Below are 17,613 nucleotides of genomic sequence, written 5' to 3' on the forward strand. Positions count from 1 at the left end.
TTATACTCACAATAAAGCAATAACTATTTGATACGACTAATGTTGTAAATTTTGTTAACTGGTAGGATTAGTTCTTGCGGTTATGGCAAAATGATGTAATGATTTTGTTAATCGTTATGGTTGGTCATGATGTCACGTATTAAGTCACATCGACTTGGGAGTATAAAAATATGAAAAACGGGCCTAGCGCTTTTAAGATATCACCAGTAGCAGCGGGAGTTCTCTCACTGCTAGGTGCTGCTGCAGTACCAGCACACGCTGCGAATTGGCAAGTGGGTGATGTAAGTATATCTTTAGATTCAACATTTACATTAGCTACAAGTATTCGAACAGAGGCAAGAGATTACGACCTTATAGGTAACAGTAACCATCCTCAATTCGACTGGAGCGGTTATCACGCAGCTTTCAACCCTTTATACCCAAGTGGCGACGTGTGGGGTTTAGCAGATGGTGGTTATTCCACCAATGGTGACCTTGGTAACCTTGCACACGATCCAGGTGACGCGTTTGCAACGCAAATTTCAGGTACTCATGAATTAGATATCAATTTTGGCGACTATGGTTTCTTCGCCCGTGGTTTCTGGTTCTACGACTTTGAGCAAATGGACGGCGACCGTCCATACTCTAACCCAATAACGGGTAACCAATACGACTTGTGTCAAGACCCTGAAGCAGAAGACCTACTGTGTACCGATGTACGTCTTTACGACGCATTCTTCTATGGCGATTGGTGGATTGGCGACAAACCACTTACGCTTCGTGTAGGCCGTCAGGTGATCAGTTGGGGTGAAAGTACATTCATCCAGCACGGTATTAACACAACGAACCCTGTTGATGTAACACGAGCTCGTGCTCCAGGTGCAGAACTTAAAGAAGTATTCCTTCCAGTAGGGATGGTGTACGCGTCTTTAGGTTTGACTGACACAGTGAGTATTTCTGGTTATTACCAGTACGAATGGCAGCGCAGCTGGCTTCCAGTTTCTGGCAGCTACTTCGCGGGCAACGACTTTGCAGGTGAGGGCGGTCAACGCCAAAACATCCAGCTTGGTTTCAGTGGTAACCCAGACATCGACTTAGATCACCTTCTCACTGCGTTAAACGGATATGGCGATTTGCTTCGCTCTGGCGCTAATCCAGCTGACATTTCGCAAGCCTACCTTGCTTATCCAACCAAAGTGGCTATCCGCGGTTTTTCTGACGAAGCGCACAATGACGCGGACGATCAGGGTCAATACGGTTTACGCTTGACGTGGTTTGCTGAGAATTTGAATGAAACAGAGTTTAGTTTCTATCACATCAATTACCACAGCCAACGCCCGCTTATTTCAGGTAAGACATCCGATTTTACTGCTGAAGGAATTGGCGCGGATCTCGCGTTCCTAGCGTCTAATACCGTTACTCGCGACAACATCACTGAACTGGGTGCATTTACACAGTCAGAGTTCTTCTACCCAGAAGATATCAAACTTTATGGTATGAGCTTTAACACTAACATCGGTACTACGGCTCTTGCGGGTGAATTTGCTTACCGTGTAGATGAGCCGCTTCAAATCGATGATGTTGAATTGCTTTACATGGGTATGCCAGAGCAGCTAGCGAATGCTGGGCTACGTCCAGATTTAGAAGGTATTTCACAGCTAAACAATATCGGAAGAGCAGTAGGCCCAGGCGAAACAGCGGAAGGTTATCTATTCTCTGATACATGGCAAATGCAGTTTACTGCCTCACACGTGTTTGGCCCTAAATTTGGCTCTGACAACTTCGTACTATTAGGCGAAGTAGGCTATGTGAACGTTGTAGATATGCCAGATCCGAACGTAATTCGCTTAAATGCGCCTGGTACAGCACGTACGCCGTCACTAGAGCCTATCAACGGCAATAGTCGTGAAGGTTTACACCAAGCGCTATCAGACGGACCAGAGACTAACCCGTTTGCTACTGACGATGCGTGGGGTTACCGCTTACTTGCTGTCGCTGATTACAACGACGTCATGGCCGGAATTAACTTACGTGCTCGTGCAACATTCTCTCACGATGTAGAGGGTACAACACCAGACCCTCTATTCCTTTTCACAGAAGATGTTAAGTCTGCTGCAATTTCATTGACGTTCGACTACCTAAGCAAGTGGTCAGCAACAGCGTCGTACAGCGCTTTCTGGGGCGGTATTGGTACTACTAATGCGCTATCAGACAGAGACTTCGTTTCATTTAACATCAAATATGCAATCTAAGAGTGGTATTTATGATTAGAAAAGTAGGAATTATCGCTGCGGCTTTGTCACTTGCTCTGTCAGGTGCAAGCGCGATGGCAAAGGTGTCTGACGCAGATGCCAATAAACTAGGTAACGAATTGACGCCACTGGGCGCTATGAAAGCAGGTAATGCAGACGGCAGTATCCCAGCGTGGACTGGCGGTATTACTTCAGCACCAGCGGGCTACACAGTGGGTGATCACCATCCAGACCCGTACCCTGAAGATAAAGTGCTATTTGAAATCACGGCACAAAACTACAAAGAATATGCTGACTTTCTATCTGAAGGTCAGAAAAAGCTTTTCGAAGCTTACCCTGAAACCTTCCGTATGCCGGTTTACCCAACGCGTCGTTCTGCGTCTAATCCACAGGCTATCTACGACGCAACTAAGGTAAATGCAACTAGCGCGGAGCTACTAGACGGCGGTAACGGAATTAAAGGGGCTGTTCTCGGTATTCCGTTCCCAATTCCACAAAATGGTCTTGAAGCTATTTGGAACCATATACTTCGCTATCGCGGTGAAGCGGTTCAGCGTAATGGTGGTCAAGCTGCAGTAACAACTGGTGGTGATTACAACGTAATCGGTTTTGACGAGCAGTTATTAATTAAGTACGCAGAAGAAGGTGCTACACCAGAAAAGCTTACTGACGAAAACGTCCTTTTCATGTTTAAACAAAAAGTAACAAAGCCTGCTCGTTTGGCGGGTACAGCACTGCTTGTACATGAAACAGTTGACCAAGTAAAAGAGCCGCGTAAAGCATGGACCTACAACACGGGTCAGCGCCGTGTACGTCTAGCACCAAACATTGCTTATGATACACCTGGAACTGCAGCTGATGGCCTTCGTACTACCGATGACTTTGATATGTTTAACGGCTCACCAAACCGTTACAACTGGAAGTTAGTTGGTAAGAAAGAAATGTTCGTTGCATACAACAACTATGCACTTCATTCAGATAATGCGAAGTACGATGACATCTTAAAGCCAAACCACGTTAATCCAGACCTAACACGTTGGGAAAAACACCGCGTTTGGGAAGTAGAAGCCACATTGAAAGACGGTTTCCGTCATATTTATCAAAAGCGTGTATTCTTCATTGATGAAGATAGCTGGCAAATTCAAGTTGCTGATATGTATGATAATCGTGGCGAACTTTATCGTGTTGGTGTAGCGTATGGTGTGAACTATTATGAAGTACCTACCCAGTGGTCTACGCTGGATGTGTACCATGACTTGAACTCTCGTCGTTACCTGGCCATTGGCCTCGATAACGAAGAAGAGATGTACGACTTCACCGTACGCCCACGAGATGTGGAATTCACACCTCAGGCATTACGACGAGAAGGTATGCGCTAATCGCCTTAAACAACAAACGGTTGGCAATTGCCAGCCGTTTTTGTATGCAGACAATTATAAATAGGGGGAATGGTTAATTATGAAAAAAACCATTGCAGCGTGCATTGCCGCCACTTTCGCAGTTAATTACTCTACAACTGCAATCGCCGAAGAAGCATTCATGGCACCACTGGTTGAGCAATCGGTTCTTTTGGACATAGACGCTGATACATTTGTCGTTATTGTCGGTGAACGCGGTCACGTGTTAGTTTCAGAGGATGGTGAGGCATTTACTCAAAAAGCCGTACCAACACAATCAACGCTTACAGCGACAACTGTTGTAGGCGATAATATTTGGGCAGTGGGCCACGACGCTGTCATTCTTCATTCTTCAGATAAAGGCGAGACGTGGGAGATACAAAATTTCCAACCTGACCTTCAGCGCCCATTTCTAGACGTATTATTCTTCAATGAAAAGCAGGGGATTGCTACAGGTGCCTATGGCTTGTTCTATCGAACCTTAGACGGTGGAAAAACGTGGACGGCAGAACGTCATTCCAGTCTGCTTGACCCAATGGATCAAGAATACCTTGAAGATATTCGAAAAGAAGATGAAGACTTCTATCAGCAAGAACTTGAATCTATTTTACCCCACTTAAACAGAATTACCCTTGATGGTGATACGCTTTACCTAGCAGGCGAAGCCGGTCTGCTAGCCAAAAGTACCAATATGGGAGAATCGTGGGAACGGTATTACGTCGACTATACAGGATCGTTTTTCGATATTAAGCCGCTTGATGAAAATACCGTTCTAGCGGTTGGCCTTCGCGGAAATATATTTGTTAACAGAAACGAAGGTGAGTGGGAATACGTACAAACTTGCTCAACCAGCACACTAAATTCAATTCTAATTGGTTCTGAATCGAAGGTTTATGCTTTGGGTAACAACGGGATGATGGTAAGCGCACAGCGACCTTTACCCACCAGTATGCGAGACCCCTATGCGAACCTTTCAGATTGCGAAGCTGATGAAGGCATTGTCGTTTCACAAATTAAAGACAAAGCCGCGCTTCTTAATGCAACACAGTTTAATGGTAAGAATATTGCCGTTACTGCGAATGGCATTAAAACGTTGAATTTAAAATAGGGCAGTATAAAAACAATGACCCATTTTCTTGAAAAATTAGTATTCGGAAACCGTAAAATTGTCGTAGCCTTGTTTGCTATAGCCACAGTTTTCCTTGGTTACCAAGCTTCACAAATGCGCTTAGACGCAGGTTTTGAAAAGAACATACCGCTAAATCACGAATACATGAAAACGTACATTGAGCACCGCCAAGATTTTGGTGGCGCTAACAATATATTAGTTTCTGTGTGTGATAAAAACGATAACATCTACAATCAAAACTTCTTCGATACATTAAAGAATGTTCACGACCAACTCTTCTTTATTAATGGGGTGAACCGTTCGTTAGTTATTTCGCTTTTCTCTCCTTCAACCCGCTTTACTGAAATTGTAGAAGGCGGCTTTGCAGGCGGACCGGTCATTCCTGCCGACTTTAATTCTGCAAGCCCAGAAGCATTAGAGTTGGTGGCTGCCAACGTAGAAAAGGCAAACATTGTCGGAAGACAGGTATCCAGTGATTACAGCTGCGCAATGGTAACAGCGCAATTGCTCGATATTGACCCGCAAACTGGCGAACCTCTCAATACATTGGCATTAGCGGCAGAGCTTGAAGAGCAGCTTCGCGGTCAATATGAAAACGAAAATACGTCTATTCATATAATTGGCTTTGCGAAAATGATTGGCGATGTGGCCGACGGTGCAAAAGACGTGTTGATCTTTTTCGCCATTGCTATCGCGATTACTGCCGTAATGGTGTATTTCTTCTCGCGCAGCATCATGCTTACGTTATTGCCATTAGTATGCTCAATCATTGCCGTTATCTGGCAGCTAGGCCTGCTTACTTCAATTGGCTTTGGTATGGACCCTATGTCAATACTGGTGCCATTTTTGGTATTTGCCATTGGTGTGAGCCACGGCGTACAAATGATTAACGCGGTAGAAAAACAAGCAGTAACCGGTATTGGTGCTAAACGGGCATCTATGGCGGCATTCAGAAACTTGCTGGTTCCAGGCGGAATTGCATTGTTATCTGATACGGTTGGCTTTATGACGTTATTGGTAATCGATATCGGCATTATTCGCGAGTTGGCGATTACGGCAAGTATGGGTGTAGCGGTAATCATTCTTACCAACTTGTTGCTGCTGCCTGTGCTGATGAGCTTCTTAAAACTTGACCAGAAATATGTCGAAAAATTCGCGGGTAAAGAAAACGCTAATTCGAAATTCTGGGAAGTCATTGCTGCTTGTTCACGTAAAAAGCCTGCGGCAATAATTCTTATCGTTACTGCTATCCTATTCGTGTTTGGTCATTTCCAAGCTCAGAATATGAAGATAGGGGACTTACATGCGGGTGCACCTGCGCTTCATGAAACATCACGCTACAATCAGGACACTTTCCTGATTACCGATAAGTACGAAGTAACGGTAGATTACATTTCTATTTTGGTTGAAACCACACCAGAAGCTTGTACGTCACACAGCGTGATGAAGGCCATGGACGATTTCCAGTGGAAAATGGAAAATGTTCAAGGCGTTCAATCGGCGGTTTCGTTGGCATCTGTAGCAAAAATTGTTAACGCAGGTTACAACGAAGGCAACGTTAAGTGGCAGGTACTCCCTCGTAACCAGCAAACATTGGTGCAGGCAATTTCTCGCGTTCCAACGTCGTCTGGTTTACTTAACGGCGACTGCTCGGTCATGCCAATTATTCTGTTTATGGAGGACCACAAAGCAGAAACGATCTCTCGTGTCGTTGAAGCGGTAAAAGCGTATCGCGATGAATATCAAACCGATGATATGAAGTTCAGTCTTGCTTCTGGGCCTGTTGGCGTGATGGCCGCAACTAATGAAGCAGTTAGTGCAGCGCAGGACCCTATGATGCTTTATGTATTTGGCGCCGTTATTGCGTTGTGTCTAGTTAGCTTCCGCTCGCTGCGTGCTACGTTAGTTGTTGTTATTCCGCTGTATGTGGTGTCTGTACTGGCGCAAGCCTTAATGACATACCTTCAAATTGGCCTCACCGTTTCTACATTACCAGTTATCGCACTTGGCGTGGGTATAGGTGTGGACTATGGTATTTATATACTCTCTACCAAGAGCTTAATGCTGAAGAAAGGCGCTACCGTTCAAGAAGCATATTTCGCTGCATTAAAAGAACGTGGAAGTGCTGTGCTATTTACCGGTATTACGCTGGCAATAGGCGTGAGCACATGGGTGTTCTCTTCGCTTAAGTTCCAAATGGATATGGGCATTTTGCTTACATTTATGTTCGTCGTGAACATGCTTGGAGCAATAATTGTACTGCCTGCACTAGCAAGATTCCTATGGTGGAACAAGAATGACCCTGATGCATAAAATATTTTTGCATAGCTAAGCATTAAAAAGGGCCTTTAGGCCCTTTTTTTTGGGTGTTTTCTGCATACTTATCTATGCTGTTAATATAAGGTTAAAAATGGGCTTTCATTAGCGTCATTTATTAGAGAAAATAGTTAGGTACTCGGCACTTATACCAAGCTGGATTGGTATTACGACATTCAAAAAAGGTTAACAAATGACAGTCACCTCACAGCGACACTCAGTACTGCTAGACAATGTATTTGCACTTATCGACAAAAAAGTAGATACCAAGCAGAAGTCTCTTGTGCAGCAATTCGGACGTCTGTTGTATAAAAATATTTCAAGCGATGACCTAGAAAATCGCAACGACAGCGACCTTTATGGTGCAACACTTAGTTTATGGAATGGCTTGGCGAAGTTTGAACATACGTCGCCATACATACGCGTATTTAACCCGGAAATTGCCAAACACGGCTGGCACTCAAGCCACACAATTGTTGAGATTATTGTGTCGGATATGCCATTCTTGGTTGACTCGGTGCGCATGTTGCTAAATCGTTTGAACATCACCGCACATTTATTCCTTCACAGCCCAATTGGCATTAAGCGCGACAAAGCGAACAAAGTTGAAGCGTTTGCTGAGCCAGGTCAATCGCTTGAAGGTGCGAAAAAAGAAACGGTCATCTTTATCGAAATCGATAGACAAACATCGAAAAAAGATATCGATGCTCTAACACAAGAACTGCACTCTGTCGTTGATGAAGTTTCTCTGGCAGTTCAAGACTGGCAAGGCATGACAAATACCTTGCAAGACGTAATTAAAAACAATGCTAAATTTAACTGGCCTGTATCTGCAGAAGCCAAAAAGCAAACTAAAGCTTACTTAGAATGGTTAGGCGATCACAACTTCACAATGATGGGTTACCGTTATTATGACGTTAAAGCCATTGAAGGGGACCATAGATGGATCCCTCAAAACGACACCAGTTTGGGTTTGCTTAAAAACTCAGTAAACGACCGAGAGCGTTTGTTGTCTCGCTTACCTGCGTCGGCCCGTGCCGAAGCGCTTAGCAAAAACCCATTGATTCTGACCAAAACAAATTCGCGCGCGCGAGTACACCGTCCTGCATATATGGACTATGTAGGCGTGAAGGTGTTTAACAAAGAAGGTCAGGTTGTTGGTGAGCACCGCTTTTTAGGTCTGTATTCTGCCTCTTTCTATAACAACAGCGTAACTCAGCTTCCGATTTTACGTGAAAAAATCAAACGTATTTGTGAGCTATCTGGTTTCGAGCCTGGAACTCACGCATACAAAGCGTTTGCAAATATTATAGAAACCTACCCACGAGATGAGTTGCTACAAACGCCAGCGGAAGAGCTAGCGCAAATTGTGATGGGTATTTTTCAAATGCAAGAGCGTGGAATTTCACGTTTATTCATTCGAAAAGACATTTTTGGCCGCTTTTTCTCGTGCATGGTGTTTGTGCCAAGAGAGCGCTATAACACCCAGTTACGCAAAGAAACCCAAGCGCTACTTAAAGCGTCATTGGGCGCAACTGAAGAAGTGGAATTTACTACGTTCTTCTCAGAGTCTGTATATGCCCGTACGCATTACATTGCTAGAGTCAACGACAACAACGCGGAATTCGATGTGAAGGAAATAGAGCAAAACATTATTGAGTTGACCAAAACCTGGAATGACAGACTCGCGTCAGCTATTTCAGCGGCACACGGTGAGGCTTCGGGTAAAGCGTTGGAACGCAAATACAACAATGCTTTCTCTCGCAGCTATATGGAGCATAACCTACCGTCAGCAGCGCTTGTAGATATTGGCAAACTAGAGATGTTAGACGACAACCACACACTGGATATGTTGTTCTATCGTCCACAAGAAGAAGACGCTGACAGCCAGGTAGTTAAGCTTAAGCTTTTCCACCGTGCCGAGCCTATCCATTTGTCTGACGTGTTACCGATGCTTGAGAATTTTGGGTTACGCGTAATCGATGAAAGCCCTTATAAAGTCACGTGTTCAGAAGGTGAACGTAACTGGGTCATGGACTTCACCATGTTACATAAAAGTGGTCAGCACTTTGACATGGAAAACGCCCAGGTTCTCTTTCAAGATGCCTTTGCCAAAGTGTGGTACAAGACACTAGAAGACGACGCGTTCAACCGCCTTATCCTTGGCGCGAATATGACTGGCCGTAAAGTTACTGTACTCCGTGCTTATGCTAAATACATGCGCCAGACCGGCAGTTCTTTCAGCCGTGACTACATCGCAAACACACTAGCTAACTATCCAGACATTGCTCGTTTACTCGTAGACTTTTTCGACCAGCGTTTTAATCCTAAGAAAAAGCGCAATGAGAAAAAAGAGGAAGGTATTCTTGAGACTATTAAGGAACAGTTAGATAACGTTAGCAACTTGGATGATGACCGAATTATTCGTCGTTATCTGGATATGATGTCTGCAACGTTACGTACAAACTTCTATCAGGCAGACGATGCCGGCAATGAAAAATCATATGTATCATTTAAGATGATGCCTGAACTCATTCCTGACATGCCATTACCACTTCCTAAGTTTGAAATTTTTGTTTACAGTCCTCGCGTTGAAGGTGTGCACCTGCGTGGCGGCAAAGTTGCCCGCGGCGGTCTTCGTTGGTCTGATAGACAAGAAGACTTCAGAACAGAAGTACTCGGCTTAGTAAAAGCGCAACAAGTTAAAAACACGGTGATCGTGCCGGTTGGTGCAAAAGGTGGTTTCGTTTGTAAGAACCTACCTGTAGGCGAAGGTCGCGCAGCTATTCAGGCTGAAGGCCAAGCATGCTATCGCACTTTCATCACCAGCTTGTTAGATATTACTGACAACATTGTAAATGGTGAAATTGTTCCTCCTAAGGATGTTGTTCGCCTTGATGATGACGACCCTTATTTGGTTGTTGCTGCAGATAAAGGCACTGCCACGTTCTCTGATATCGCAAACGGTATTGCGGAAGAGTTTGGGTTTTGGCTGGGCGATGCATTTGCATCTGGCGGTAGTATTGGATATGACCATAAGAAAATGGGTATTACTGCACGCGGCGGATGGGAGTCGGTTAAACGTCATTTCAGAGAAATTGGTATCGACTGTCAGACCACTGACTTTACCGTTGTTGGTGTGGGTGACATGGCAGGTGACGTATTCGGTAACGGTATGTTGCTATCAGAGCATACGCGACTAATCGCTGCGTTTAACCATTTACATATTTTCTTCGATCCAAGCCCAGATGCAGCAGCAAGTTATAAAGAGCGTCAACGCCTATTTGAGAACCCAAGCCTAAGCTGGGAAGACTATGACAGTAAGCTGATTTCAAAAGGCGGTGGCGTATTTAGCCGCGCGTCTAAATCTATCAAGCTTACACCTGAAATGAAAAAGTGGTTAGGTACGCGTCAACTAACCATGACGCCTAATGAGCTAATTCACAATATATTGAAAATGCCAGTTGACCTACTGTGGAACGGTGGGATCGGTACGTACATTAAGAGTAAGAAAGAATCTCACTCAGACGTAGGTGACCGTGCTAATGATGACTTACGCGTCAATGGTCGTGACGTACAAGCTAAAATTGTGGGCGAGGGCGGTAACTTAGGTCTAACGCAGTTAGGTCGTATTGAGTATGCGTCTAACGGTGGCCGAGTTAACACTGATTTCATCGATAACGTAGGTGGGGTTGATTGCTCGGATAACGAAGTAAACATCAAAATCTTGCTTAACAGCCTAGTTAACGACGGTGAACTTACGCTTAAACAGCGTAATAAGTTGCTCTACGATATGACCGACGATGTAAGTCGAATTGTACTGAAAGACTGCTACCGTCAAACTCAGTCTATCTCTATTACTGAGTTAGCTGGCGTTAAGCAACTTAAAGAACAGCTTCGCTTTATCCACGGTCTTGAGCGTGAAGGTCAGCTAAACCGTGAATTGGAATTTATTCCAAGTGACGATGAGATTTCTGATCGCGTAGCCACGGATCAAGGTTTAACTCGCCCAGAGTTAAGCGTATTGATTGCGTACGGCAAAATGGTACTTAAAGATGCGCTTAATATTCCGGAAATCACTGACAATCCTTACCACGGTAAGTTGTTAGTAGAAGCCTTCCCTAAAGTGCTCCGCGAAAAATTCGCAACACACATGCAACAGCATCCGCTTAGAAGCGAAATTATTGCGACTAAGTTAACCAATAACATGGTTAACGACATGGGCCTTAATTTCGTGTTTAGAATGCAGGAAGAAACTGGGGCAAGTGTGAGCGAAATTGCTGACGCATACGCAATTGTTCACGGTATCTTTAACATGAAGACGCTGTGGGAGCGCATCGAACAACTGGATAACGTTATTCCAGCTCAGCTACAGCTTAAAATGTTAGATGAAGCACGTAGAATTATGCGTCGCGCTTCGCGCTGGTATATTCGCCACGGTAATAAGACGCAATCCATTGAAGAAGCCATCGCGAGCTACCGTGGTACCTTCGATATTTTATCGAAGAACCTGCAAAACTACTTGGTTAAAAGCGAATTTACTCAGCTTGAAAACGCTACGCAGAAATACATTGATAAAGGTGTACCAGAAGACATCGCTTATCAGGTTGCAAGCTTCTCTAACATGTTCTCTAGCTTTGACCTTGCGCAAATCGTTGAAGCAGATAAGCACGATACCGATGTAGTCGCTAAGCTTTACTATCAGCTAGGTTCTCGTTTAGAACTTCACTGGTTCTTAGATCAGATAAACAACCAGGCGGTAAGCAACCACTGGCAAGCGTTAGCTCGCGCCTCGTATCGTGAAGAGTTAGATTGGCAGCAGCGTTCCATTGCAGCTAACCTGCTAGCTTCTCGCGAAGATGTAAGTAGTGCAGATCAAATTCTTGATGAGTGGATTGAAAGCAATCAAGTCCTACTTAAGCGCTGGTATCACATGATGTCTGAGTTTAAGACCAGTACAACGCACGAATTTGCGAAATTTTCTGTCGCTTTACGTGAATTGATGCTTTTAAGCGTGAAGTCTAACCATTAGAATACACGCACCTTAATGATTTAAGCCCTGTTTATCAGGGCTTTTTATTGGCCGACTGAACATTGCTGTACGTTTTTGCAGCATCGTTTGTAAATGCAAACCTCATACAAGCGCAATATACCTTGATGATCAACAGGCCCTTAATTAGCGAGCGGTAATAATAACCATGCAATCTCTAGTGCAAAAATTCTTGCTTCAGTGTGAACCTGAAAAAAGTCACGATTTCACCATTAACTGGTTAAACAAGACCCAACATACACCGCTGAAATGGATGTACAGCACACCGACGATAAAAAAGCCCGTTACCGTTGCAGGCATGACCTTCGATAACCCGGTAGGACTTGCCGCCGGGCTTGATAAGAACGGCGATTGTATTGACGCATTTGCGAGCATGGGATTTGGTTTTGTTGAGATAGGCACGGTAACGCCTCGTCCGCAGCCAGGAAACCCAAAACCTCGTTTATTCAGAATTCCGGAAAAGCACGCCATTATTAATCGCATGGGATTTAATAATAAAGGTGTTGATCATCTTGTCGAACAAGTGAAAAAGGCTCAGTTTAAAGGGCCTATTGGTATTAATATTGGTAAAAATAAAGATACCGAAGAAGCGAATGCGCTCGACGATTACCTGATTTGTTTAAACAAAGTTTATCCTTACGCAAACTACGTCACTATTAACATTTCGTCACCGAACACACCTGGCCTAAGAAACCTCCAATACGGTGAAGCGCTCGATAAGCTGTTAGTTGGCCTAAAAGCAGCACAGGAAACGCTAACGCAAACCCACGGTAAATATGTGCCGCTGTTCATTAAAATAGCGCCAGATTTGAGCGATGTGGAAATTGACAGTATTGCTGCTTCGCTAATTAATAGCAAAATGGATGGTGTAATTGCTACTAATACGACACTTTCACGTGATGCCGTTGCCGGATTACAGCACGCTGAGGAAATGGGCGGTTTAAGTGGCTCAGTTATGACAGATATGAGCTTAGAAGTAACACGCAAGCTAAACAAAGCACTTGACCGCGCTATTCCTATTATTGGCGTTGGTGGTATTGACTCACCCGAAGCGGCACAAGCACGCTTGGACGCTGGCGCATCACTGGTGCAGGTCTACTCGGCTTTTATTTATCAAGGCCCATCGCTCGTTAAACGCATCGTAAACGCGTTATAATATACCCAAACCAATCTCTCGTGTACGTGCTTTTTCTTAAGCACGTACATCAAAAACAGGTACATGAATGAATACTATTCTGGTTACGACCAGTCGCGGTCTTGACGAACTATTAAAACAAGAAGTGCTACGCCTTTGCCCTGATGCGCAAGTTAAGCAAGGGCCTGGCACTATTCAGTTTGAAGGCTCAAAAGAGGATGCGTATAAACTTTGCTTATGGTCACGCTTAGCTAACCGCGTAGTTTGGGTGTTGGCATCAGGCAAAGCAGGCGATGCAGATGCACTGTATAATACGGCTATGGGTATTGACTGGCAAATGCAGATGGATTCACGTCATACCTTATCTGTACAGTTTATCGGCACAAACTTTGCCATAAAAAACACTCAATTTGGTGCGGTTCGTGTTAAGGACGCCATAGTAGATTCATTTGTAGAGCAAGGCTTACCGCGCCCATCAGTAGAACGAAAGAGCCCTGATATTTCTGTGTATGCAAGACTACATCGCGATAATGTAATTTTAGGCATAGATTTAGCGGGGGCAAGTCTGCACCAACGCGCATACCGACAAGAAACCGGTGACGCGCCGCTTAAAGAGCATATCGCAAGCGCAATGCTAATGCGTAGTGGATGGACAGAGAATACCGATGCGCCATTGGTCGATTTGATGTGTGGCTCGGGCACCATCGCGATTGAGGCAGCCTACATCGCTCGCAATATTGCGCCAGGTATAAAGCGTATGTATTGGGGCTTTACTAAGTGGCTCGGCCACGAAGAGAAGCTTTGGGATGATTTGGTAGAACAAGCTATTTCCGCGCAAAAGCCTAGCTGCAGTGGTATTTACGCGGGTGATTTCAGCCGTAAAATGGTAGCAATTGCAAAAGCAAACGCTGATTTTGCTGGCGTATTTAACGATATTTCGTTCTCACAGCAAGACGCAACAAAATCTTCTCCGCCCGTTGCCACACCAGGCTACGTCGTTTCAAACCCTCCTTACGGAGAACGTTTGGGCGAGCTAACATCGTTAATACCGCTATTTAGTGATTGGGGTAAGCGTTTTAAAGAAGCCTGGAAGGGATGGCATGTGTCGCTTCTTAGCAGCAATCGTGATTTGCTTCGGGTTTTAAAGCTTCGCGCCACCAAAGACTATGCCATGAATAACGGTAAGCTGGAGTGTCGTTTAGCGAATTATGTGTTGGATGAAGAAAACACGGTACAGTTTAGCGAGGACGCTAGCAACCACGAGTTTGCTAATCGTTTGAAGAAAAACCTCAAACGCATGAAAGGCTGGATCAAGAACGCTAACACTAACTGTTACCGCATATACGATGCTGACCTGCCAGATTATAACGTTGCCGTAGATAGATATGGTGACTGGCTGGTCGTTCAAGAATACGCGCCGCCAAAAACGGTTTCTGAAGATAAAGCACGCAAGCGTCTGCAGGAAGTCTTGCTTCATTTGCCAGCAGTAACAGGTGTTTCACCAAAACAGATAGCGCTTAAAGTGCGTAGCCAACAAAAAGGTACAAAACAGTACGAGAAAATTAATCAGACTGGCGACATGATGGAAGTGTTTGAAAATGGCGCTCGTTTCCTGGTTAACCTTACTGACTACTTGGACACAGGCCTTTTCTTAGATCACCGCAATACCCGCCAAAAAGTGCAGACGTTGTCCCAAGGTAAAGACGTTCTTAACTTGTTTTCATATACGGGTAGTGTGTCGGTATTCGCCGCTAAAGGTGGCGCAAAGTCTGTAACGACAGTGGATATGTCTAATACTTATTTAGAGTGGGCAAAGAAGAACGTAGCGCTGAACAAACTCACTGCGCCTCATGCTTTTATTCAAGCTGACTGCACCACTTGGTTAGGCACGCATAAAGGCAAATACGACTTAATTTTTATCGACCCACCTTCATTTTCGAATTCAAAGCGTATGCAAAATACGTGGGATGTGCAGCGCGACCACGTAAAAATGCTTACCGATGCTAAAGCGTGCTTAAAAGAGCAGGGGATCATCATCTTCTCTAACAACAAGCGTGGCTTTAAGCTAGATGAGACAGCCATCAGTGAACTGGGCTTGTCAGTAGACAATATTACCAAAGACACAATTCCAGAAGATTTTGCACGTAAAGGCAATATCCATCAGTGCTGGGTACTAGCTTCATGAAAATTTATTTTTACACCGGGCCCCAATGTAGCCTGTGCGACTTAGCCGATGTTGAGCTTCAACAAACGTCTATGTTTTCATCGCTTAATATAGAGAAGGTTAACATTCGCACTAGCACTGAGCTTTATCATTTGTACGGTGCAAGGATCCCCGTTTTGAAACGGGCAGATAATGAAAAAGAAATCGGCTGGCCTTTTAATACAGCCGATTTAGAGGAGTTTCTTCAGTGAGCATTTTGCAGTTAAAAAACATCACTGTTATTTATGGGAATCCGCCGCTGTTAGACGGTGTCGAACTGGTTGTACAGCCTAAAGAGCGCGTCTGCTTAGTAGGTCGCAACGGTAGTGGTAAATCAACGCTAATGAAAGTTATCGCTGGCGATATTATTGCCGACGATGGGCAGCGTATAATTGAAAATAATACGGTCATTGCGCGCCTAGAGCAGGACCCGCCCCAAACTACCGATGTGACGCTTTTTGACTATGTTGCCGAAGGCTTATCTGACGTAGGTGAAACACTGAAAGCCTACTTTCATCAAACCCGTATCGTTGGTGAAGATCCAAGCGAATCGAATTTAAATAAATTACAGCGACTACAAGAACAGTTAGAAGCCAGAGACGCGTGGCAGTTTGAACAGCAAATTGAACAGACGCTAACCATGCTAAAGCTAGACCCTGAGATATCGCTATCTACTCTTTCTGGAGGATGGCGTAGAAAAGCAGCGCTAGCTCGTGCGCTTGTTCGACAGCCGGATTTGCTCCTGTTAGACGAACCAACTAACCACCTTGATATTGAAATGATCCGCTGGCTTGAATCCAGCTTGAGTAATTACCAAGGCGCAATTGTGTTTGTGAGCCACGACCGTGCATTTATACGTGCCATGGCTACGCGAATTATTGACCTTGACCGCGGCTCGGTTACGAGCTATCCGGGTAACTACGAAACATATTTAGAAAAGAAGCAGCACGATTTAGAGGTTGAAGCTTCACAAAACGCTGAGTTTGATAAAAAACTAGCGCAAGAAGAGGTATGGATTCGTCAGGGCATTAAAGCCCGCCGTACCCGCAACGAAGGCCGAGTAAGAGCGCTGAAAAAACTACGCGAGGAGCGTAAAGCGAGAAGAGCGGTTCAGGGCAATGCGGTTGTCAATCAACACCAGGGCGCGCGCTCTGGAAAGATGGTGTTTGAAGTAAAAGACTTAAGCTATAGCATTGAAGGTAAGCCTATTGTTAAAGGGTTAAACCTGAATGTTTTGCGTGGTGACAAGCTTGCTCTCATTGGTCCTAATGGTAGCGGTAAAAGTACGCTTATCAAGCTCCTACTCGGCGAACTCCAGCCCGATAGCGGCAACTGCAAACAAGGCACTAACCTTGAAGTTGCTTACTTTGACCAGCACCGCCACGGGCTAGATTTAGAAAAGTCTGTAATAGACGCGGTAGGCGACGGTAAACGCGACCTGATGGTAAATGGCCACCCGCGCCATGTGATCAGCTATTTACAAGATTACTTATTTACGCCTGAACGCGTTAATGCCCCGGTTAAGTCGCTATCAGGTGGAGAAAAAAACCGCTTGATGCTAGCAAAACTGATGCTTAAACCGAGCAACGTATTGGTGCTGGATGAACCTACCAATGACTTAGATGTTGAAACCTTGGAAATGCTCGAAACCTTACTAAACGAATATACCGGCACCGTGCTTTTAGTTAGTCACGATAGGGAATTTGTTGATAACGTAGCAAACAGCAGTGTGGTATTCGAGGGTAATGGAATGCTTCGCGAATTTATTGGGGGTTTCACTGACGTAGAAAACTGGTATAAAGAGCAACAGGAAAAACGTCAGCAAATCGAAAAGGAAGAAAAAGCCAAGGTAAAGAATGAAACTAATTCAACTTCAGACAGTCCTAGTGCTAAGTCTTCTCCCCGTAAGACGAAAAAGCTATCATACAAAGACCAGCGTGAACTTGAGTCCTTACCTAAAGAACTTGAAAATCTTGAGGAAGAACTTGAGGCTATGCAAGAAAAAGTGAACGACCCGGACTTTTTCAAACAAGACAGTGACATTACTGCCAAAGCATTAGCAGAATTGGCAGATAAAGAAGAATTACTTTCCCAGAAATATGCGCGCTGGGATGAACTAGAAAGTATGCTGGAAGATAATCAGCAGTAAATA

At 44.6% G+C, this 17,613-nt stretch carries 9 protein-coding genes; all 9 read left to right on the top strand.

Translation table 11 applies throughout. The annotated features are described in order from the left end of the window. Positions 1-170: 170 nt before the first annotated feature. A complete protein-coding gene (locus BZA03_RS14155; protein WP_014949548.1) occupies positions 171-2,231 on the top strand; it encodes a DUF1302 domain-containing protein in 2,061 nt (686 codons plus the stop codon). 11 nt (positions 2,232-2,242) lie between these two features. Further along, the gene (locus tag BZA03_RS14160; RefSeq protein WP_014949549.1) at positions 2,243-3,610 is read left to right on the top strand and encodes a DUF1329 domain-containing protein; all 1,368 of its coding nucleotides are present in this window, start codon (positions 2,243-2,245) and stop codon (positions 3,608-3,610) included. A gap of 79 nt (positions 3,611-3,689) precedes the next feature. After that, a complete protein-coding gene (locus tag BZA03_RS14165; RefSeq protein WP_110289113.1) occupies positions 3,690-4,736 on the top strand; it encodes a YCF48-related protein in 1,047 nt (348 codons plus the stop codon). Between the two features lie 15 nt (positions 4,737-4,751). Continuing rightward, a complete protein-coding gene (locus BZA03_RS14170) occupies positions 4,752-7,070 on the top strand; it encodes an RND family transporter (protein ID WP_061485905.1) in 2,319 nt (772 codons plus the stop codon). Between the two features lie 196 nt (positions 7,071-7,266). After that, positions 7,267-12,105 (top strand): NAD-glutamate dehydrogenase, encoded by a 4,839-nt coding sequence (locus BZA03_RS14175; RefSeq protein WP_110289114.1) that lies wholly within the window; start codon positions 7,267-7,269, stop codon positions 12,103-12,105. 166 nt (positions 12,106-12,271) lie between these two features. Beyond that, the gene (gene pyrD, locus BZA03_RS14180) at positions 12,272-13,279 is read left to right on the top strand and encodes a quinone-dependent dihydroorotate dehydrogenase (RefSeq protein ID WP_110289115.1); all 1,008 of its coding nucleotides are present in this window, start codon (positions 12,272-12,274) and stop codon (positions 13,277-13,279) included. Positions 13,280-13,346: 67 nt separating this feature from the next. Then, positions 13,347-15,443, top strand: coding sequence for a bifunctional 23S rRNA (guanine(2069)-N(7))-methyltransferase RlmK/23S rRNA (guanine(2445)-N(2))-methyltransferase RlmL (rlmKL, locus tag BZA03_RS14185; protein ID WP_110289116.1), 2,097 nt, complete (start codon positions 13,347-13,349; stop codon positions 15,441-15,443). Continuing rightward, a complete protein-coding gene (locus BZA03_RS14190; protein ID WP_014949555.1) occupies positions 15,440-15,673 on the top strand; it encodes a glutaredoxin family protein in 234 nt (77 codons plus the stop codon). The genes rlmKL and BZA03_RS14190 overlap by 4 nt, the downstream gene beginning before the upstream one ends. After that, a complete protein-coding gene (locus BZA03_RS14195) occupies positions 15,670-17,610 on the top strand; it encodes an ABC transporter ATP-binding protein (protein ID WP_110289117.1) in 1,941 nt (646 codons plus the stop codon). The genes BZA03_RS14190 and BZA03_RS14195 overlap by 4 nt, the downstream gene beginning before the upstream one ends. Positions 17,611-17,613: the final 3 nt, after the last annotated feature.

The sequence above is a fragment of the Alteromonas sp. I10 genome (genome assembly GCF_003201515.1).
In the GTDB taxonomy this organism is placed as follows: Bacteria; Pseudomonadota; Gammaproteobacteria; order Enterobacterales; family Alteromonadaceae; genus Alteromonas; species Alteromonas macleodii.